Below are 19,056 nucleotides of genomic sequence, written 5' to 3'. Positions count from 1 at the left end.
CGGTCCGTTCGACACGAACCGCCAGGACCCGCTCACAGGCACCATCCGCGAGCGCCCGCCCACCCACACCATCCGCGAAGGCCCGCCCACCCTCCCCGGGGTGCGCGGGCCTTCCGCGTGTCAGAAGTTGATCATGTGTCCGGCCAGGCCGTGCACGGCCTCCTTGACGGCCTCGCTCAGCGTCGGGTGCGCGTGCACGTTGCGCGCGACCTCGTTGACCGTCAGGTCCCACTGCTGAGCCAGCGTCAGCTCCGGCAGCAGCTCGGTCACGTCCGGGCCGATCATGTGCGCGCCGAGCAGCTCGCCGTACCGAGCGTCCGCGATGATCTTCACGAAGCCGCCGGGCTCGCCGATGCCGTGCGCCTTGCCGTTCGCCGTGAACGGGAACTTGGCCACCTTGACGTCGAAGCCCTTCTCCTCGGCCTGCTTCTGGGTGTAGCCGAAGCTGGCGATCTGCGGCTGGCAGAAGGTGGCGCGAGGAATCATCACGTAGTCGAGTTCCATCGTCTCCGCGCCGGCGATCGTCTCGGCCGCGACGATGCCCATCGACTCGGCCGCGTGCGCGAGCATCAGCTTCGCGGTGACGTCGCCGATGGCGAAGATGTGCGGCACGCTCGTGCGCCCGCGGGCGTCGATGTCGACCGCGCCGCGCTCGGTCAGCCGGACGCCGGTCTTCTCCAGGCCGTAGCCCTCGACCCGCGGCTGGAAGCCGATCGCCTGCAGCACCTTGTCGGCCTCCAGCACCTGCTGCTGGCCGTCCTTGCTGACAGTGACCCGCACCTTCTCGCCGGAGTCGTCGATAGCGTCGACCCTGGTCGAGGTGAGCACCTTGATGCCGAGCTTGCGGTAGCGCTTGGCCAGCTCGGCCGAGACCTCCTCGTCCTCGAGCGGGACGGGCCGGTCCAGGAACTCGACGATCGTGACGTCGACGCCGTAGCCGTGCATGACGTACGCGAACTCCACGCCGATCGCGCCCGCGCCGGCGATGATGACGCTGCCCGGCAGCTTGTCGCTGAGGATCTGCTCCTCGTACGTCACGACCCGCTCGGACAGCTTCGTGCCGGGCAGCAACCGGGTCGTCGCGCCGGTCGCCAGGATGCAGTTGTCGAACGTGACCGTTTCCTGGCCGCCGTCGGTGAGCGCGACCTGGATCGTGTTGGCGTCGGTGAACGTGCCCCAGCCGAAGAACTGCTGGATCTTGTTCTTCTTCATCAGGAAGTGGACGCCCTTGACCCGGCCGTCGGCGACCTTGCGGCTGCGCTGGAACGCGGCGCCGAAGTCCAGGGTGATGCCGCCCTCGGCGTGGATGCCGAACGCCTCGGCCTCACCGGTCAGCAGGTGCGCAAGTTCGGCGTTGCGCAGCAGTGCCTTGGACGGGATGCAGCCCACGTTCAGGCAGACGCCGCCCCAGTACCGGTCCTCGATGATCGCCGTTCGCAGCCCGAGCTGAGCCGCCCGGATCGCCGCGACGTACCCGCCGGGACCGGCCCCCACCACCACGACGTCGAAGTGTGTGCTCATGGTCCAACCCTAGTCAGCGGCACGCCCGCCTCCGATGTGACGTTCAAGCTGTCGCCCCCGACACACCCCGAATTGCCTGTGAACCCAGTTCACAACCACTTGCCCACGGGGTGTTTTCGTCGGTCGAAGGGCTGCCGCCGGTGGGGCGGAGTTCGTCGGTTGAGGGTTGACCGCCGGCGAGGTGGCTTTCGTCAGTTGAGAGTTGACCGCCGGTGGAGCGAGTTGAGGGGTGACCGCCGGTGGAGCGGCTTTGGTCGGTCGAGGGGTGACCGCCGGTGGAGCGGTTTTCGTCGGTCGAGGGGTGACCGTTGGCGAAGTGGTTTTCGTCGGCGGAGCGGTCGGTGACGGCCGGGGAGGTGTGCGGCGGCGTAGCGGTCATCCGCCGAGGCAGGGGTCGGCGGCGAGGTGGTCATCCGCCGACGCGCTGTGCGGCGGCGAAGTGATCGTTGTCGGCGGACTGCTCGGTTGTGGCGAAGTGGTCGTCTCCGTCCGGATGGAGGTTGTCAGCGGAGCACGCGCTGGGCGCCGGTGTAGACGTTCATGGAGTCGCCGCGGAGGAAGCCGATGAGGGTCATGCCCTGTTCGTCGGAGAGCTCGGCGGCCAGTGACGACGGGGCGGACACGGCGGCGAGGACGGGCACGCCGGCCATGGCGGCCTTCTGAACGAGTTCGAACGAGGCGCGGCCGGAAACCATGAGCACGCAGCCGCGGAGGGGCACCAAGCCGGACTGGACCGCCCAGCCCATCACCTTGTCCACGGCGTTGTGTCGGCCGACGTCCTCCCGGGCGACGAGGAGTTCGCCGTCGGTGGTGAACAGGCCGGCGCCGTGGAGGCCGCCGGTGGAGTCGAAGACCTTCTGGGCGGCCCTCAACTTGTCGGGCAGCGTCGTGAGCACCTCGACGGAGACGGCGCAGTCGTCGTCGGCGGGGGCGTAGCGGGTACGCAACTTGACGGCGTCCAGGGCGGCCTTGCCGCACACGCCGCAGGAGGAAGTGGTGTAGAAGTTGCGCTCCACGCCCACATCCGGCGGTGCGACTCCGGGCGAAAGTGAGATTTCGAGCACATTGTAGGTGTTTCGTCCGTCGGGACCGGTTCCGGCGCAGTAGCGCGCCGCGGAGATGTCTTCACGATCACCGATCACGCCCTCGGTGAGCAGAAAACCGTGGGCCAGTTCCACATCGTTGCCCGGTGTTCGCATCGTCACCGCGACCGCTTTTCCGTCAATACGCAATTCGAGTGGTTCTTCGGCCGCTAGTGCATCTGGACGATGGCGTTCGCCCTGGTGGGAGAGCCTGAGCACCGGCCGTCGGACCGTCACCCTTCCCATTTCGGAACCTCCCAGTTTCGTAAGTCTTCGGTACATTCCGTTCGGCGCGTCAGCGGTGCCGTTCGTCGTTACGTGCGCCACTCGGCCGTGCCGAGTCACACCCGATCCCAATAGGTTCCATTCTCAACTATCTGGGAGGACAGTGGAGATGGGACTCGGGGTCCTTGATCGCTCGCGCACGGTAGCGCCGGAGGGATGGAGCCGCTGGCTCGTACCACCCTCCGCGCTCGCCGTGCACCTGTCGATCGGACAGGCCTACGCGTGGAGCGTGTTCAAGACGCCGTTGGAGAAGGCGCTACACCTGAACGGGGTGGAGAGCGGCCTGCCGTTCCAGCTGGCGATCGTCATGCTCGGCCTGTCGGCGGCCTTCGGCGGCACGCTCGTCGAACGCAACGGACCGCGGTGGGCGATGGCGGTGGCATCCGTCGCGTTCGGCGCCGGGTTCCTGATCGCCGCGCTCGGCGTGGCGACGTCACAATTCTGGCTGGTCGTCGTGGGCTACGGCCTGGTCGGCGGCATCGGTCTGGGCATCGGCTACATCTCGCCGGTGTCGACGCTGATCAAGTGGTTCCCGGACCGTCCGGGCATGGCCACCGGTATCGCGATCATGGGCTTCGGCGGCGGAGCGTTGATCGCATCACCCTGGTCGACCGCCATGCTGGCCGGTTTCGGCACCTCCACCTCGGGCATCGCGGAGACGTTCGCGGTGCACGGCGTCGTCTACGCGCTCTTCATGGCGATGGGCGTGTTCCTGGTCCGGGTGCCGGCCGACGGCTGGAAGCCGGCCGGCTGGGACCCGTCGCAGGCCACCGCGCACAAGCTGATCACCACCAACAACGTGAGCGCGTCCAACGCCATCAAGACACCGCAGTTCTGGCTGCTGTGGCTGGTGCTGTGCCTGAACGTGACCGCCGGCATCGGCATCCTGGAGAAGGCGTCGCCGATGATCGTCGACTTCTTCAAGGTGAGTCCCGCTCCGGCGGCCGGCTTCGTCGCGTTGCTGTCGCTGACCAACATGCTCGGCCGGTTCGTGTGGTCGTCCACCTCGGACGCCATCGGCCGCAAGAACATGTACCGCATCTACCTCGGTGTCGGCGCGCTGCTGTACCTGGTGCTGGTGCTGGCCGGCGGCTCGTCCAAGGTCGTGTTCGTGCTGGCCGCGATGTTGATCCTGTCGTTCTACGGCGGCGGGTTCTCCACGGTGCCGGCCTACCTGCGTGACCTGTTCGGCACCTACCAGGTCGGCGCCATCCACGGCCGGCTGCTCACCGCGTGGTCGGTGGCCGGCGTGGCCGGGCCGCTGATCATCGACGGCATCGCCGACGCGCAGCACGCCGCCGGCAAGTCCGGGCCCGCGCTGTACTCGCTGTCCTTCTTCATCATGATCGGCCTGCTCGTGGTCGGCTTCGTGGCCAACGAGCTGATCAGGCCCGTCGACAGCAAGTTCCACGAGCCGGTCGCGACCGTGGACGCGCCGGCCGCCGAGGAGGTGGACGCGAAGTGAACCGCGGCGCGCTCATGGTGGTCGCCTGGCTGTGGGTCGGCCTGCCGTTCGCCTACGGCCTGTACCAGCTGATCGTCAAGGTGGTGCAGCTCTTCCAGAGCTGACAGCACAAGCAGTGCGAAGGGCCGGGGCGTCGAGACGCCCCGGCCCTTCGTCTGTTGGGGACGGTGGGAGAAACAAACTCGGACAGGTGAGGGGCCGTCAGCTTCGTTCGAGACGGATGATGATGGCCTTGGAGGTCGGGGTGTTGGACGTCTCGGCGGTGGAAGCCAGCGGCACCAAGGCGTTCGCCTCGGGGAAGTAGGCCGCCGCGCAGCCCCTGGGGGTGGGGTAGGCGATGACGCGGAACAGCTTCACCCGGCGTTCCTCGATGCCGTCGCCGGAGGGCCATTCGCTGATCATGTCCACCATGGACCCGTCGGGGATGCCGAGCGCGGACAGGTCGTCGGGGTTGACGAACACGACCCGGCGGCCGTCGTGGACGCCGCGGTAGCGGTCGTCGAGGCCGTAGATGGTGGTGTTGTACTGGTCGTGGCTACGCAGCGTCTGCAGGATGAGCCGGCCGGCGGGCACGGTGATGACCTGCACGGGGTTGACGGTGAAGTTGGCCTTCCCGGTGGCGGTGGGGAAGGACCGGGAGTCCCGGGGCGGATGGGGCAGGACGAAGCCGTCGGGCTGGCGGACGCGCGAGTTGTAGTCGGAACACCCAGGCACGACACGGGAAATGTGGTCGCGGATGGTGTCGTAGTCGTTCTCGAAGGCCGCCCACGGAACGGCGTGCGAGTCGCCGAAGACGGCGCGGGCGAGCCGGGAGACGATGGCGACCTCGGACAGCAGGTGAGGGCTGGCGGGGGCGAGCCGGCCGCGTGAGCGGTGCACGACGGACATGGAGTCCTCGACGGACACGAACTGGGTGCCACCGGCCTGGTCGTCCCGCTCGGTACGGCCGAGAGTGGGCAGGATGAGCGCGGTCCGGCCGGGCACGACGTGCGAACGGTTGAGCTTGGTGGACACGTGCACGGTGAGGTCCATGGCTCGCAGGGCCCGCTCGGTGACCTCGGTGTCGGGCGTGGCGGACACGAAGTTGCCGCCGACGGCGAAGAAAACCTTGGCCTTGCCGTCACGCATGGCCTGAATGGCCTCGACGGTGTCGTAGCCGTGTGCACGCGGCGAGGTGATGCCGAACTCGGCGTCCAGGGCGGACAGGAACTTCTCGGCGGGCTTCTCGTAGATGCCCATGGTGCGGTCGCCCTGCACGTTGGAGTGGCCACGAACCGGGCACACGCCGGAGCCGGGCTTGCCGATCATCCCGCGCAGCAGCAGGACGTTGACGAGCTCACGGATGGTCGGCACGGACTGCTTGTGCTGCGTGAGCCCCATGGCCCAGCAGATGATCGTCCGCTTGGACTCCACCAGCAGCCGCGCCACGTGGGCGATCTGTTCCCGGGGCAACCCGGTCGCGGTGTCGACCTCGTCCCAGTCGAGCTGACGGATGTCCGCCGCCCACTCCTCGAAGCCGTGCGTGGACGACTCGATGAACTCCCGGTCCAGCACCGTGCCGGGCGCGGCGTCCTCGGCGGCGAGCACCAGATGCCCGAGGGCCCGGAAGAACGCCAGGTCCCCGCCGAGCCGGATCTGGCAGAACTCGTCGGCCAGCGGCGTGCCCCGGCCGACGACCCCGCGCACGTTCTGCGGGTTCTTGAACCGCATCAGCCCGGCCTCGGGCAGCGGGTTGACGGCGACGATGGTGGCGCCGTTGCCCTTGGCCTCCTCCAGGGCCGACAGCATCCGCGGGTGGTTGGTGCCGGGGTTCTGGCCCACGACCAGCAGCAGGTCGGCGTTGGTGACGTCGGCCAGGCTCACCGAGCCCTTGCCGATGCCGATGGTCTGGATCAGCGCGGATCCGGACGACTCGTGGCACATGTTCGAGCAGTCGGGCAGGTTGTTGGTGCCCAGCGAGCGGGCCAGCAGTTGGTAGGAGAACGCGGCCTCGTTGCTGGTGCGGCCGGAGGTGTAGAAGATCGCCTCGTTCGGGTCGGCCAGCCCCCGCAGCGCGCCGCCGACCAGGGTGAACGCGTCGTCCCACGAGATCGGCTCGTAGTGGGTGGCGCCCTCGCGCAGCACCATCGGCTCGGTCAGCCGCCCCTGCTGGCCCAGCCAGTAGTCGGTTTTCTCACCCAGTTCGGCGACGGAGTGCGCGGCGAAGAACTCGGGCCCGACCCGCCGGGTGGTGGCCTCCTCGGCGACGGCCTTCGCGCCGTTCTCGCAGAACTCGGCCATCTTGCGGTGCCCCTGCGCCTCCGGCCACGCGCAGCCCGGGCAGTCGAAGCCCTCACGCTGGTTGAGCAGGCGCAGGGTGCGCACGCTGCGGGTGGCCCCCATCTGGTCCCAGCCGTGCTGGAGCGACACCAGCACGCCCTTCACCCCGGCCGCGTACGTTTTCGGCTCGCCGACCTTGATCTTGCTCTCGTCGACGTCCTGCTGCGGAGGCCTGCGCGTCATGGGCCCCATTGTCCGCCTGGCGGAAACGGGAGGCCAGGCGGGTCAGCAGCCGTCCTTGGGCACGTCCACGGTGTGCTCGGGGTCGTAGTAGGCCTGCGGCTGCTCGGCGTCGAGCCGCGGCGTGGTCCCGCGGCCGGAGTACTGCGGGGCCAGCAGCCCCTGCTGGGTCAGGTCGCAGTTCATCGCGAAGAAGTACGACTTCTCGGTCGACGGCCACGGCTTGCCGTCGACGATCAGGTAGTCCGCGTTCTCGTGGACCACCGACACGATGTCCCACGGGGTCGCCGGGGCCTGGTGCGAAGGGGGCTGGAACGCGTAGGCGTAGACGAAGTTGGCGTGCACGACCAGTTCGCCCCGCTCGTCGACGGAACTGGTCATGTCGCCGGACACCTTGGGCGGGACCGGCAGCAGCTGGTAGCCGTCGGCGATCTTGGTGACGCGGCTGCCGGGGTCGGGCAGCTTGATGCCGGGCGCCAGCGTCGCCAGGTATGGCTGGTTGTCGTGGTGGACTATGACCTCGGGGTCCAGCCGAGCCTCGGTGGTGGTGCGCTGCACGGCCTGGTACGCGGCGGTGACCTCGGCGGCGGTGAATCGACCGGTCGCCTTGGCGGCCGGCACCGGGACCGCGGTCGGCCAGTCGGCGGCGGGCGTGGCGGCGAACGGGCGCTCCAGGTCCACGTGCCCGGACGTCTCGGCCTTGGTCGGATCGGGAGTGGCCGTGGTGGGCGTCGCGGCGGTGGCCGGCGGCGCCGATTCCGGCAGCTCGACCGAGCCGACCCGGTAGAGCACGATCAACGCCCCGCAGAACAGGACGAGCACACCGGGGATGAGCAGTCGGCTCAACCGCGGGCCGGGCCTGCGTGGTCGGGAGCGGCGGACCGCGCGTCTGGCCCGCCTCTCGGCCGCGCGCTGCCACTTCTCATCCGTCAGATCCGGATGGCTGTCGATGTCGTCCACGGTTCCCCCCGTTTCGGCGGGGCCACTGTAGCAACGGCGATGTCACCCGTTAGTTGGGTGCCGTCGCGGCTCCGTAGACTCTTCGCGTGACCGAGACCCTTCCGCAGCAGTACACCACCGACCTCCCGTCCGCCTGGAACCCGGCGGAGGTAGAGCAGGGGCTGTACCAGCGGTGGGTAGACAACGGCTACTTCGGCGCGGACCCGGCCAGCGACAAGCCCGCGTTCTGCATCGTGCTGCCGCCGCCGAACGTCACGGGCAGCCTGCACATGGGCCACGCCCTCAACCACACGGTGATGGACGCGCTGACCCGGCGCCGCCGGATGCAGGGCTACGAGGCGCTGTGGCTGCCGGGCATGGACCACGCCGGCATCGCCACCCAGAACGTGGTCGAGCGGCAGCTGGCCGGCGAGGGCCTGTCCCGGCACGACCTGGGCCGGGAGCGCTTCGTCGAGCGGGTCTGGGAGTGGAAGGCCGAGTACGGCGGCAAGATCCTCGACCAGATGCGCCGGCTGGGCGACAGCGTGGACTGGAGCCGTGAGCGCTTCACCATGGACGAGCCGCTCTCGCGCGCCGTGCAGACGATGTTCAAGAAGCTGTTCGACGACGGCCTGGCCTACCGGGCCGAGCGGATCATCAACTGGTGCCCGCGCTGCCTGACCGCGCTGTCGGACATCGAGGTGGAGCACTCCGAGGACGAGGGCGAGCTGGTCTCCATCCGCTACGGCGACGGCGACGCCTCGATCGTGGTGGCCACGACCCGGGCCGAGACCATGCTCGGTGACACCGCCGTCGCGGTGCACCCGGAGGACGAGCGCTACAAGCACCTGGTCGGCACCGAGGTGGAGCTGCCGCTGACCGGCCGCCGCATCCCGGTCGTCGCCGACGAGCACGTCGACCCGTCCTTCGGCACCGGCGCGGTGAAGGTGACGCCGGCGCACGACCCGAACGACTTCGAGATCGGCCAGCGGCACTCGCTGCCGTCCATGACGATCATGGATTCCCGCGGCGTGATCACGGCCGCCGGCCCGTTCGAGGGGCTGGACCGGTTCGAGGCGCGGCCCGCGGTCGTGGCGGCGCTGCGCGAGCTGGGCCGGATCGTCGCGGAGAAGCGGCCGTACCTGCACTCGGTCGGCCACTGCTCGCGTTGCGACACCGTGGTCGAGCCGCGGCTGTCGCTGCAGTGGTTCGTCAACGTGGGCCCGCTGGCCAAGGCCGCCGGCGACGCCGTGCGCGACGGCCGCACCACGATCCACCCGCCGGAGCTGGCCAAGCGCTACTTCGACTGGGTGGACAACCTGCACGACTGGTGCATCTCGCGGCAGCTGTGGTGGGGCCACCGGATCCCGGTCTGGTACGGCCCGAACGGCGAGATCGTCTGCGTCGGCCCGGACGAGCAGCCGCCCACCGGCGACGGCTGGCACCAGGACGAGGACGTCCTGGACACGTGGTTCTCCTCGGGCCTGTGGCCGATGTCGACGCTCGGCTGGCCGGACAAGACCGCGGACCTGGCCAAGTTCTATCCGACCACGGTGCTGTCCACCGGCTACGACATCCTGTTCTTCTGGGTCGCCCGGATGATGATGTTCGGCCTGTACGCGATGGACGGCGCGCAGCCGTTCGACCACGTGTACCTGCACGGCCTGATCCGCGACGCCAACGGCAAGAAGATGTCCAAGTCCCGCGGCAACGTGATCGACCCGCTGAACTGGCTGGACACCTTCGGCGCGGACGCGGCCCGGTTCACCCTGGCCCGCGGGGCCAACCCGGGCGCGGACATGGCGCTGGCCGAGGAGTGGGCCGGCGGTTCCCGCAACTTCTGCACGAAGCTGTGGAACGCCAGCCGGTTCGCGCTGCTCAACGGCGCCACCACGGCCCGGCCGGTGCCGGCCCGCGACGAGCTGACCGACGCCGACCGGTGGATCCTGGACCGCGCCGACCAGGTCGTGTCCGAAGTGGACACGCTGTTCGAGCGGTACGAGTTCGCCAAGCTGTGCGAGGCGCTGTACCACTTCACCTGGGACGAGTACTGCGACTGGTACCTGGAGCTGGCCAAGGTCCAGATCGCCGAGGGCGGCGAGCGCGCCGAGGCGACGCGGGCGGTGCTCGGGCACGTGCTGGACACGCTGCTGCGGCTGCTGCACCCGGTGATCCCGTTCATCACCGAGACGCTGTGGACCTCGCTGACCGGCGGCGAGTCGCTGATGATCGCCGAGTGGCCGAAGCCGTCCGGGAACGCGGTCGACGAGGTGGCGGCGCGGCGCATCGACACCGTGCAGCGGCTGGTCACCGAGGTCCGGCGGTTCCGCGCCGACCAGGGCCTGAAGCCGGGGCAGCGGGTGCCATCCCGACTGTCCGGTGTGGACGATGCCGACATCGCCGGGCACCTGGCGTCGATCCGCTCGCTGGCGCGGCTGGACGAGCCGGGCGAGGGCTTCACCGCGAGCGCCTCGCTTGAGGTCGTCGGCGTGCTGGTCGAGCTGGACACCTCCGGCACGATCGACGTGGCCGCCGAGCGCAAGCGGCTGGCCAAGGACCTCGCCGCGGCCGAAAAAGAGCTGGCCCAGTGCGACGGGAAGCTGAACAATCCTGCTTTCGTCGACAAGGCTCCGGCGCCGGTCGTGGACAAGATCAAGGCGCGCCGGGAGGCCGCCGTCGCCGACATCGCGCGGGTCACCGCGCGCTTGGACGCACTGCCGGAAGGGTGATTTCTCCATGACGGGTGACGGAATTCCGCAGCGCCCGTCGATGGAGGGCATCGAGGACAAGTGGTCGGGCCGGTGGTCGCGGGACGAGACGTTCCGCTTCCACCGGCCCGATTCCCGTGCTGAGGTGTTTTCCATCGACACGCCGCCGCCGACGGTGAGCGGGTCGCTGCACGTAGGCCACGTCTTCAGCTACACCCACACCGACGTCGTAGCCCGGTTCCAGCGGATGCGCGGCAAGCACGTGTTCTACCCGATGGGGTGGGACGACAACGGGCTGCCGACCGAGCGGCGTGTGCAGCTGCGCTACGGGGTGCGCTGCGACCCGTCGCTGCCGTACGACCCGGACTACGTGCCGGCCGAGACCTCCAGCAAGCAACAGGTCGGCATCTCGCGGCGCAACTTCGTCGAGTTGTGCCAACGAATGACCGTCGAGGACGAGAAGGCGTTCGAGGCGTTGTGGCGCCGGCTCGGCCTGTCCGTCGACTGGTCGCTCACGTACACGACCATCGGCGCCCATTCGCAACGCGTGGCCCAGCTGGGTTTCCTTCGGCTGTTGCGGGAAGGCCAGGCGTACCAGTCGGAAGCGCCGTCGCTGTGGGACGTGACGTTCCAGACCGCGGTGGCGCAGGCGGAGCTGGAGTCGCGTGACCACGCCGGCGCGTGGCACCGGATCTCCTTCGGGCCGGTGGAGATCGAGACCACCCGGCCGGAGCTGTTGCCGGCGTGCGTGGCGTTGATCGCGCATCCCGACGACGAGCGGTACCGGCATCTCGTCGGCACCACCGTGCGATCTCCCTTGTTCGGCATGGGGATCCCGGTGCTCACGCATCCGGACGCCGAGCCCGAGCGCGGCGCCGGGATCGCGATGTGTTGCACCTTCGGCGATCTGACCGACGTGCGGTGGTGGCGTGAGCTGAAGTTGCCCACCCGGACGGTGATCGGGCGCGACGGCCGGTTCCTGCCGGAGCCGCCCGAGGGGGTGGCGGCGTCGCCGTACGACGAGCTCGCCGGGCTGACGTCGTTCAGCGCGCGCAAGCGGATCGTCGAGCTGCTGCGGGAATCCGGCGACCTGATCGGGGAACCGCGGCCGACGACCCGTCCGGTCAACTTCTACGAGAAGGGCGACAAGCCGCTGGAGATCGTCTCCAGCCGACAGTGGTTCGTGCGCAGCCTGGAGCACCGGGAAGCGTTGCTGCGCCGGGGATCCGAGCTGACGTGGCACCCGGCGTGGATGCGCAACCGGTACGACGACTGGGCCAAGGGGCTCAACTCCGACTGGCTGGTCAGCCGGCAGCGGTTCTTCGGCGTGCCGTTCCCGGTCTGGTATCCGCTGGACGTCAACGGCGAACCTCGTTACGAGCAGCCGATCCTGCCCGACGAGGACGCCCTGCCGGTGGATCCGTCGAGCCAGGTTCCGCCCGGCTACGACGAGTCGCAGCGCGGGGTGCCCGGCGGTTTCGTCGGTGATCCCGACGTGATGGACACGTGGATGGCATCCTCGATGTCGCCGCTGATCGTGTCGGGTTGGGAGCACGACCCCGAGCTGTTCGCGCTGACGTATCCGATGGACCTGCGGCCGCAGAGCCACGAGATCATCCGCACCTGGCTGTTCTACTCGGTGCTGCGCTCGCACGTCGAGGAAAACGCCCTGCCGTGGTCGGACGCGGTGATCTCCGGCTGGATCCTCGATCCCGACCGGAAGAAGATGTCCAAGTCCAAGGGTGAGGTGGTGACGCCCGACGACCTGCTCACCGAGCACGGTTCCGACGGCGTGCGCTACTGGGCCGCGTGCGGCCGGCCCGGCACCGACACCGCGTTCGACCCGAAGCAGATGAAGATCGGCCGCCGGCTGGCCACCAAGCTGCTCAACGCCAGTCGGTTCGCGCTGTCCTTCGACGAACCGTCCTCAACGGACAGTGTCGCGCATCCGATGGACCAGGCCATGATCGCCGCTCTCTCGTCCGTTGTGGACGATGCGACCAAGGCCCTGGAGGACTTCGAGCACACCGCCGCGCTGGAACGGGTGGAGCGGTTCTTCTGGACGTTCTGCGACGACTACCTCGAACTCGTCAAGGAGCGGGCCTACGGCCTCGACGGCGCCGGCTCCGCCCGGCTCGCCCTGCGGACCGGGCTGTCCACCCTGCTGCGGCTCTTCGCGCCCTACCTGCCGTATGTGACGGAGGAGGTGTGGTCCTGGTGGCAGGACGGCTCCGTGCACCTCGCCCCGTGGCCCACCCCGCTCGGGGGCGGCGACGCCACCGCGCTGGACCTCGCCTCCACCGCCATCGCCGCCGTCCGCAAGGCCAAGTCCACCGCCAAGCTCTCCATGCGCGCCGACGTGGCGTCGGTGGAGCTGACCGCGGATCCCGCCACGTTGGCGCTGGTCAGGGGCTTCGCCGACGATCTCGTGGCCGCCGGCCGGATCGGCGAGTTGCGATACCGCGAGGTCGAGGGCGCCGACCTGGAGGTGGCGGTCCAGCTGTGACGTGAGCGCCGGTCCGGACCCTCGGGATCCGGATCGGCGCTCGACGTAGACTCGGTGGGTACCCCGTCGTCCACCGCACCGGAGACCAGCGTGCCCCAGAACGATCCCGAGGCGCTCGCCGCGCTGCGCGAGGTCGAGTCCGAACTGGACACCCGGTGGCCGGAGACGAAGATCGAGCCGTCCACCGAGCGGATCGCGGCGCTGGCGGACCTGTTGGGGGAGCCGCAGCGGGCGTACCCGGTGGTGCACATCACGGGCACGAACGGCAAGACGTCGACGAGCCGGATGATCGACGCGCTGTTCACCCGGATCGGTCTGCGCACCGGCCGCTACACGAGCCCGCACCTGCAGCTGGCGACCGAGCGGATCAGCCTGGACGGCGCGCCGGTCAGCCCGCAGCGGTACGTGGACGTCTACCGCGACATCGAGCCGTACATCGCGATGGTGGACGCGAAGTCCGACGTGAAGATGAGCAAGTTCGAGGTGCTCACCGGCATGGCGTTCGCGGCGTTCGCGGACGCGCCGGTGGACGTGGCGGTGGTGGAGGTCGGCCTGGGCGGCCGCTGGGACGCCACGAACATCGCGGACGGCAAGGTCGCGGTGATCACGCCGATCGACATCGACCACACCGACTTCCTCGGCACGGACATCCTCGGCATCGCGGCGGAGAAGGCCGGCATCATCAAGGAGGGCGCGGTGGCGGTGCTGGCCGAGCAGCGCCCCGAGGTGGCGCAGGTGCTGCTGGAGCGCTGCGCCGAGGTCGGCGCGTCGGTGGCCCGCCAGGGCATGGAGTTCGGCGTCCTGACGGCGGAGACGGCGGTCGGCGGCCAGCTGCTGAAGCTGCAGGGCCTCGGCGGCGTGTACGACGAGATCTTCCTGCCGCTGTTCGGCGCGCACCAGGCGGCCAACGCGGCGCAGGCGCTGGCGGCGGTCGAGGTGTTCTTCGGGGCGGGGGCGGGCCGCAAGCTCGACATCGACGCCGTGCGCGAGGCGTTCGCGACGGTGACGTCGCCGGGCCGGCTGGAGCGGGTCCGCAACGCCCCGAGCGTGTTCGTCGACGCCGCGCACAACCCGCACGGCGCCCGCGCGCTGGCGGCGGCGCTGCAGGAGCAGTTCGCGTTCCGCAAGCTGGTCGGCGTCGTGAGCGTGATGGAGGACAAGGACGTGGACGGCATCCTGGCCGCCCTGGAGCCGGTGTTCACCGAGGTCGTGCTCACCAACAACGGCTCGCCCCGCGCGATGGACGCCGACAAGCTGGCCGGTCTGGCCCGCGAGGTGTTCGGCGAGGACCGGATCGTCGTCGAGCCGCGGCTGGACGACGCCGTCGAGGAGGCGATCCGGCTGGCCGAGGAGATCGACGACGACTCGCCGGTGTCCGGCAGCGGCGTCGTGGTGACCGGCTCGGTCGTCACCGCCGGCGCCGCCCGCGCCCTGTTCGGCAAGGAGCCGCAATGACCGCCCCCGACCCGTGGAAGGGCCTTCGCGGCGTGATGGCCGGCACGATGGTGCTGGAGGCCATCGTGACCGGGCTGGCGCTGTTCGTGCTGGGCCGCGTCGACCACCTGAGCGGGTGGCCGGTCGCGGCGGTCGGCGTGCTGGCCGTGCTGATGGTGGTGTCCAGCGGCTGCTTCCGTTTCTCCTGGGGCATCCCGTTCGCCATCGTGCTCCAGGTGCTGACCCTGGCCGGCTTCGTGCTGAGCGTGCCGCTCGGCGTCGTTGGCGTGCTGTTCGGCCTGGTCTGGGCCTACCTGCTGTGGCTGCGCCGGGACGTGGCGCGGCGTATCGCCGAGGGCTCGCTGCCCAGCCAGCAGCAGTAAGAGTAATACCTGGTAGACTCTTACCGTGCGGCTGACTAGCAAGGGGCAAGTGACCATCCCGATCGAGGTTCGCGAGGAGTTCGGGCTGCGGCCCGGCGACGAGATCGAGTTCGTGCTCGACGAGCACGGGCTGCACATCGTCAAGAGCACCCAGTGGCCCAGTCGGGGCCGGCGCCTCGCCGAGTCCCTGCTCGGGCGCGGCGACGTCGAGATGACCACCGACGAGATCATGGCGTTGACGCGTGGCGAATGACGCCGCCCGGGGCACCTTGGTAGATTCGAACGTCCTGATCGACCTGTTCACCGAGGACCCCACTTGGTGCGCCTGGTCCTTCGACCGGCTTGCCGCCGCGGCCGACCGCGGACCGCTGCTGATCAATCACGTGATCTACGCCGAGGTCTCCGTCCGGTTCACCCGATACGAGGACCTCGAGGAAGCGCTCGGCCGGGACGCCTTCCTCCGTGCCGAGCTGCCGTGGACGGCGGCATTCCTGGCCGGTAAGTGTTTCCTCGGCTACCGGTCCCGGGGCGGCACGAAGACCTCGCCACTGCCGGACTTCTTCATCGGCGCACACGCCGCCGTGATGAAGCTGCCGCTGCTCACAAGGGACACCGCGCGTTACCGCACGTACTTTCCAACGGTCGAACTGATTACCCCGGAGAGCTGAGCGCCACCGCAAGGGGCCAGAATGCTCGGGTTCGCAGTCGAACGGGGGAGGACGACGATGACGGGGCCCTACCAGCAACCCGGCTCGTGGGGACCGCCGCCGATGCCGCCCACGCCGCCGCGCAAGTCGCAGACGGGCGCGATCGTCGGCACCGTCGTCGGGGTCGTGCTGATGCTGGGCCTGGGGACGTGGGCGGTGATCGGCATCATCAGCAGCCGGCACAGCACCGAGGCCGCCGGAACAAGCAGCACCTCCAGCACCGCTCGCACGACCACCCGGCCGCCGCGGACGACCAACACCGACAGCCTCCGGTTCAACGTCAACGACTGCGTCTGGCTGGACGTGAAGACCAGCGAGGGTGTCTCCTGCACGTCCGACAAGGCCGCGCTGCAGATCAACCTGGTGATCCCGCAGAAGGACAAGTGCAACGACGTCGACGCGTACGACTCGTACGGCGACAGCTGGTTCGACGGCAAGCTGGCGCTGCGGTACTGCGCCTCGCTGTCCGTGCCCAAGGGGCAGTGCGTGCAGCTCGACCTCGACGACACCGGCCTGGTCGAACGCGCCTCCTGCACGTCGACCAAGCCACTGGCCGCCGGCGCGCCCAACGCGAAGACGTACCAGGTGACCGACATCGTCACCAGCACCAACCCCAAGACCGCCTGCGACAAGGTGGCCGGCACCGACGACGTGTGGTTCCACCAGTCGCCGAAGTCCGGGCAGTTCGCCTGCCTGAAACGGCTCACCGGCTGACCGGTTACCCTGCACCGCGGAGATTCCCATTACCTAAGGAGTTCGGACCACCGTGAGTGAGCGCACCCTGGTCCTGGTCAAGCCGGACGGCGTCAGCCGCGGCCTGGTCGGCGAGGTCATCGCCCGTATCGAGCGCAAGGGCCTGAAGCTGGCCGCCCTGGAGCTGCGCACCGCAGACCGTGCGGTGGCCGAGGAGCACTACGCCGAGCACGCCGGCAAGGGCTTCTACAACGACCTGGTCGAGTTCATCACCGGCGGTCCGCTGGTGGCGATGGTCGTCGAGGGCACGCGGGCGATCTCGGCGTTCCGGCAGCTGGCCGGCGGCACGGACCCGGTGGAGAAGGCGACGCCGGGCACCATCCGGGGCGACTTCGGCCTGGAGGTCCAGTACAACCTGGTGCACGGCTCGGACTCGCCGGAGTCGGCCGACCGCGAGATCAAGATCTGGTTCCCCAGCCTCTGAGCTGAGCGATCGCGTCGACGAGCCGGGGACGCGGCTCGTCGACGCGATCAGAGGCGGTCGAGCAGGGCGGTCAGCGGCCGGGGGATCCGGTCGAGGTCGACGGCCTCGGCCATGAGCCGGGCGTAGTGGTACTTGCCGCCGGAGCGGCCGCCCATGAGCCGCCGGAGCTGGTCGTGCAGGCTGCGGCCGCGCTGGGCGGGCTGGCGTTGCAGCTTGCGGAACGAGGCGATCCGGCCCTCGGCCTCGACGATGCGTTCCACCTGCTCGGCGCCGACGGCGCGGATGAGCTCGTCCTCCAGGTCGGCGTCGCAGCGGAAGAAGCCGCACTCCTCCAGGTCGGCGGCATGCCGGCCGACGCGTTCCAGGGCCCGCCGGAAGAAGCGTTCTTCGGCGCTGTCGTAGAGCCCGGCGACGGCGACGGCGAGCGGGACATAGCGGTCGAGGTAGTGCCCGATGTTGGTGGCGCCGCCCATCGCCTCCACACGAATGCCCTCGGCGGCCAGGTCACGGCCGCGACGGCGGGCGACCACCTCCAGGGCGAGCCGGTCGCTCAGCCCCTCGACCAGCACAACCGCACGCAGGCGCACGGTCCCAACATAATCGATGCCGTCTTGTCGGGGGTGCCCGCTAACGTCGGTGCCGTGAGTGGCGACGCGGTCCTTGTCCAGGCGGACGGCCTGGTCAAACGGTTCGGCGACTTCGAGGCCGTGCGCGGCATCGACGTGAAGGTCCGGCGCGGCGAGGCGTTCGGCTTCCTCGGCCCGAACGGGGCGGGCAAGTCGTCGACGATGCGCATGATCGCCTGCACGTCGCCGCGCACGGCGGGGGAGCTGCGGGTGCTGGGCCTGGACCCGGACCGGCACGGCCCGGAGATCCGAGCCCGGCTCGGTGTCGTGCCGCAGCAGGACAACCTTGACAACGAGCTGACCGTGCGGCAGAACCTCCAGGTGTACGGCCGGTACTTCGGCCTGTCCCGGGCCCAGGTGAAGGCCCGTGCGACGGAGCTGCTGGAGTTCGCGCAGCTGACGGACCGGGCGGACGACCAGGTGGAGCCGTTGTCGGGCGGCATGAAGCGCCGGCTGACGATCGCCCGGTCGCTGGTGAACGAACCGGAGCTGCTGCTGCTCGACGAACCGACCACCGGCCTGGACCCGCAGGCGAGACATCTGTTGTGGGACAGGCTGTTCCGGCTCAAGCAGCAAGGCGTCACGCTCATCGTCACCACGCACTACATGGACGAGGCCGAGCAGTTGTGCGACCGCCTGGTGGTGATGGACGGCGGTCGGATCGCCGCCGAGGGATCGCCGGCGGCGTTGATCGCGGAGCACTCCAGCCGCGAGGTGCTGGAGCTGCGGTTCCCGATCGACCAGCAGCAGGCCAACGTGCCGCTGGTGCAGGATCTGGCCGAACGCGTGGAGGTGCTGCCGGACCGGCTGCTGCTCTACACCGACGACGGCGAGTCCGTGCTGGCGACGGCGAACCAGCGCGGCGTGCGGCCGCTGTCCAGCCTGGTCCGCCGGGCCACGCTCGAGGACGTATTCCTGCGCCTGACCGGCCGGACGTTGGTGGACTGATGCGCCCGGTCGGCCTGGTGTTGGAGCACCTGTGGACGTGGTACCGCCGTAACTGGCGGGCCACGGTGGTGTCGAGCGTTCTGATGCCGCTGATGTTCTTGGGAGCCATGGGTTTCGGGCTCGGCAGCCAGATCAGGCCGGGGCCGGCGACGGCCGGCCTGCCCTACGTCGTCTACCTCGCGCCGGCGATGTTGGTGGCGCTGGCGGTGCAGGTGGCGACCGGTGAGTCGTCGTTCCCGGTGCTCGGCAGCTTCAAGTGGGACCAGCGGTACTTCGCCATCACGTCCACACCCGTCACCGCGGACCAACTGCTGACCGCGCAGGCGGTGTGGGTGGCGTTGCGGGTGCTCGTCTCCGGACTGGCCTACATGGCCGTCGCCGCCCTGTTCGGGGCGTTCATCAACGTCGGTGCGCTGCTGGCGGTGCCGGTGTCCGTGCTGGCCGGCATGGCGTTCGGCGCCTGGGTGCTGGCGCTGGCGGCGTCCGTGAACGACGAGGGCACGACCTTCGGCAACGTGTTCCGGTTCGTCGTGGTGCCGATGACGCTGTTCGCCGGCACGTACTACCCGATCAGCCAGCTGCCGGCGTGGAGCCGGCCGCTGGCCTGGGTGACGCCGCTGTGGCACGGCAACGAGCTGGCCCGGGCGGTCGAGTTCGGGCACATGGACGTGCTCACGGCGGCCGGCCACGTCGGCTACCTGCTCCTGCTGACGGCCGGCGGTCTGCTGCTGGCCCGCCGGCGGTTCCACGTGCGGCTGAAGGTCTGAGGGGGAGAC

The 19,056-nt window shown here is 69.6% G+C and carries 17 protein-coding genes; 12 read left to right on the top strand and 5 right to left on the bottom strand.

Features of this window, described 5'->3' with window-relative positions:
- Positions 1-120: 120 nt before the first annotated feature.
- Positions 121-1,521, bottom strand: a complete 1,401-nt coding sequence (gene lpdA / locus BJ998_RS09900) for a dihydrolipoyl dehydrogenase (protein ID WP_184860503.1) — start codon at positions 1,519-1,521, stop codon at positions 121-123.
- A 503-nt stretch (positions 1,522-2,024) separates the two neighbouring features.
- Complete coding sequence (gene fdhD, locus BJ998_RS09895) at positions 2,025-2,849, bottom strand: formate dehydrogenase accessory sulfurtransferase FdhD (RefSeq protein WP_184868553.1); 825 nt, start codon at positions 2,847-2,849, stop codon at positions 2,025-2,027.
- A 148-nt stretch (positions 2,850-2,997) separates the two neighbouring features.
- Here fdhD and BJ998_RS09890 point away from each other — a divergent pair, with 148 nt between their 5' ends.
- Together BJ998_RS09890 and BJ998_RS49700 are read left to right on the top strand one after the other, a co-directional pair.
- Entirely contained in the window at positions 2,998-4,353 is a 1,356-nt protein-coding gene (locus BJ998_RS09890) for an L-lactate MFS transporter (RefSeq protein ID WP_184860501.1), read from the top strand.
- Positions 4,350-4,457, top strand: coding sequence for an MFS transporter small subunit (locus BJ998_RS49700; RefSeq protein WP_425559034.1), 108 nt, complete (start codon positions 4,350-4,352; stop codon positions 4,455-4,457). Before BJ998_RS09890 ends, BJ998_RS49700 begins: the two co-directional genes overlap by 4 nt.
- A 97-nt stretch (positions 4,458-4,554) precedes the next feature.
- Here the strand turns inward: BJ998_RS49700 and BJ998_RS09885 are convergent, their stop codons facing one another.
- Complete coding sequence (locus BJ998_RS09885; RefSeq protein WP_184860499.1) at positions 4,555-6,855, bottom strand: FdhF/YdeP family oxidoreductase; 2,301 nt, start codon at positions 6,853-6,855, stop codon at positions 4,555-4,557.
- A 42-nt stretch (positions 6,856-6,897) separates the two neighbouring features.
- Complete coding sequence (locus BJ998_RS09880; protein ID WP_184860497.1) at positions 6,898-7,812, bottom strand: hypothetical protein; 915 nt, start codon at positions 7,810-7,812, stop codon at positions 6,898-6,900.
- Positions 7,813-7,898: 86 nt separating this feature from the next.
- On the opposite strand from BJ998_RS09880, the gene BJ998_RS09875 reads away from it, so the two are divergent.
- The 8 genes from BJ998_RS09875 to ndk all read left to right on the top strand — a co-directional run bounded on the left by BJ998_RS09875 (position 7,899) and on the right by ndk (position 16,706).
- Complete coding sequence (locus BJ998_RS09875) at positions 7,899-10,520, top strand: valine--tRNA ligase (protein ID WP_184860495.1); 2,622 nt, start codon at positions 7,899-7,901, stop codon at positions 10,518-10,520.
- A 7-nt stretch (positions 10,521-10,527) separates the two neighbouring features.
- Positions 10,528-13,005, top strand: coding sequence for a valine--tRNA ligase (gene valS / locus BJ998_RS09870; protein WP_184860493.1), 2,478 nt, complete (start codon positions 10,528-10,530; stop codon positions 13,003-13,005).
- Between the two features lie 90 nt (positions 13,006-13,095).
- Positions 13,096-14,460, top strand: coding sequence for a bifunctional tetrahydrofolate synthase/dihydrofolate synthase (gene folC, locus BJ998_RS09865; protein ID WP_184860491.1), 1,365 nt, complete (start codon positions 13,096-13,098; stop codon positions 14,458-14,460).
- Complete coding sequence (locus BJ998_RS09860; RefSeq protein ID WP_184860489.1) at positions 14,457-14,822, top strand: DUF4233 domain-containing protein; 366 nt, start codon at positions 14,457-14,459, stop codon at positions 14,820-14,822. Before folC ends, BJ998_RS09860 begins: the two co-directional genes overlap by 4 nt.
- A 25-nt stretch (positions 14,823-14,847) precedes the next feature.
- Entirely contained in the window at positions 14,848-15,075 is a 228-nt protein-coding gene (locus tag BJ998_RS09855; RefSeq protein WP_184860487.1) for an AbrB/MazE/SpoVT family DNA-binding domain-containing protein, read from the top strand.
- Positions 15,065-15,490: a type II toxin-antitoxin system VapC family toxin gene (locus BJ998_RS09850; protein ID WP_184860485.1), complete on the top strand. Its 426-nt coding sequence runs from the start codon at positions 15,065-15,067 to the stop codon at positions 15,488-15,490. The genes BJ998_RS09855 and BJ998_RS09850 overlap by 11 nt, the downstream gene beginning before the upstream one ends.
- A gap of 57 nt (positions 15,491-15,547) precedes the next feature.
- Positions 15,548-16,243 carry a hypothetical protein gene (locus tag BJ998_RS09845; RefSeq protein WP_184860483.1) on the top strand — a complete coding sequence of 232 codons (696 nt, stop codon included), beginning with the start codon at positions 15,548-15,550 and terminating at the stop codon, positions 16,241-16,243.
- A gap of 52 nt (positions 16,244-16,295) precedes the next feature.
- Positions 16,296-16,706, top strand: a complete 411-nt coding sequence (ndk, locus tag BJ998_RS09840) for a nucleoside-diphosphate kinase (protein ID WP_184860481.1) — start codon at positions 16,296-16,298, stop codon at positions 16,704-16,706.
- A gap of 47 nt (positions 16,707-16,753) precedes the next feature.
- On the opposite strand, the gene BJ998_RS09835 is transcribed toward ndk, so the two are convergent.
- A complete protein-coding gene (locus BJ998_RS09835; RefSeq protein ID WP_221337942.1) occupies positions 16,754-17,293 on the bottom strand; it encodes a TOPRIM nucleotidyl transferase/hydrolase domain-containing protein in 540 nt (179 codons plus the stop codon).
- A 54-nt stretch (positions 17,294-17,347) separates the two neighbouring features.
- Between BJ998_RS09835 and BJ998_RS09830 the strand changes: the two genes are divergently transcribed.
- A complete protein-coding gene (locus BJ998_RS09830) occupies positions 17,348-18,280 on the top strand; it encodes an ABC transporter ATP-binding protein (RefSeq protein WP_312890019.1) in 933 nt (310 codons plus the stop codon).
- The gene (locus BJ998_RS09825; RefSeq protein WP_184860478.1) at positions 18,280-19,047 is read left to right on the top strand and encodes an ABC transporter permease; all 768 of its coding nucleotides are present in this window, start codon (positions 18,280-18,282) and stop codon (positions 19,045-19,047) included. Before BJ998_RS09830 ends, BJ998_RS09825 begins: the two co-directional genes overlap by 1 nt.
- The last annotated feature ends 9 nt before the right edge of the window (positions 19,048-19,056 follow it).

The sequence above is a fragment of the Kutzneria kofuensis genome, from assembly GCF_014203355.1.
Classification (GTDB): domain Bacteria; phylum Actinomycetota; class Actinomycetes; order Mycobacteriales; family Pseudonocardiaceae; genus Kutzneria; species Kutzneria kofuensis.
The sequence above is the reverse complement of the archived record's forward strand: the minus strand, read 5'-3'. Positions and strand labels throughout refer to the sequence as shown.

Bases quoted from the DNA above. Each gene is read 5' to 3' on its own strand.
- lpdA (WP_184860503.1), bottom strand. From the start codon at position 1,521: ATGAGCACACACTTCGACGTCGTGGTGGTGGGGGCCGGTCCCGGCGGG.
- fdhD (WP_184868553.1), bottom strand. From the start codon at position 2,849: ATGGGAAGGGTGACGGTCCGACGGCCGGTGCTCAGGCTCTCCCACCAG.
- BJ998_RS09890 (WP_184860501.1), top strand. From the start codon at position 2,998: ATGGGACTCGGGGTCCTTGATCGCTCGCGCACGGTAGCGCCGGAGGGA.
- BJ998_RS09885 (WP_184860499.1), bottom strand. From the start codon at position 6,855: ATGACGCGCAGGCCTCCGCAGCAGGACGTCGACGAGAGCAAGATCAAG.
- valS (WP_184860493.1), top strand. From the start codon at position 10,528: ATGACGGGTGACGGAATTCCGCAGCGCCCGTCGATGGAGGGCATCGAG.
- BJ998_RS09860 (WP_184860489.1), top strand. From the start codon at position 14,457: ATGACCGCCCCCGACCCGTGGAAGGGCCTTCGCGGCGTGATGGCCGGC.
- BJ998_RS09845 (WP_184860483.1), top strand. From the start codon at position 15,548: ATGACGGGGCCCTACCAGCAACCCGGCTCGTGGGGACCGCCGCCGATG.
- BJ998_RS09825 (WP_184860478.1), top strand. From the start codon at position 18,280: ATGCGCCCGGTCGGCCTGGTGTTGGAGCACCTGTGGACGTGGTACCGC.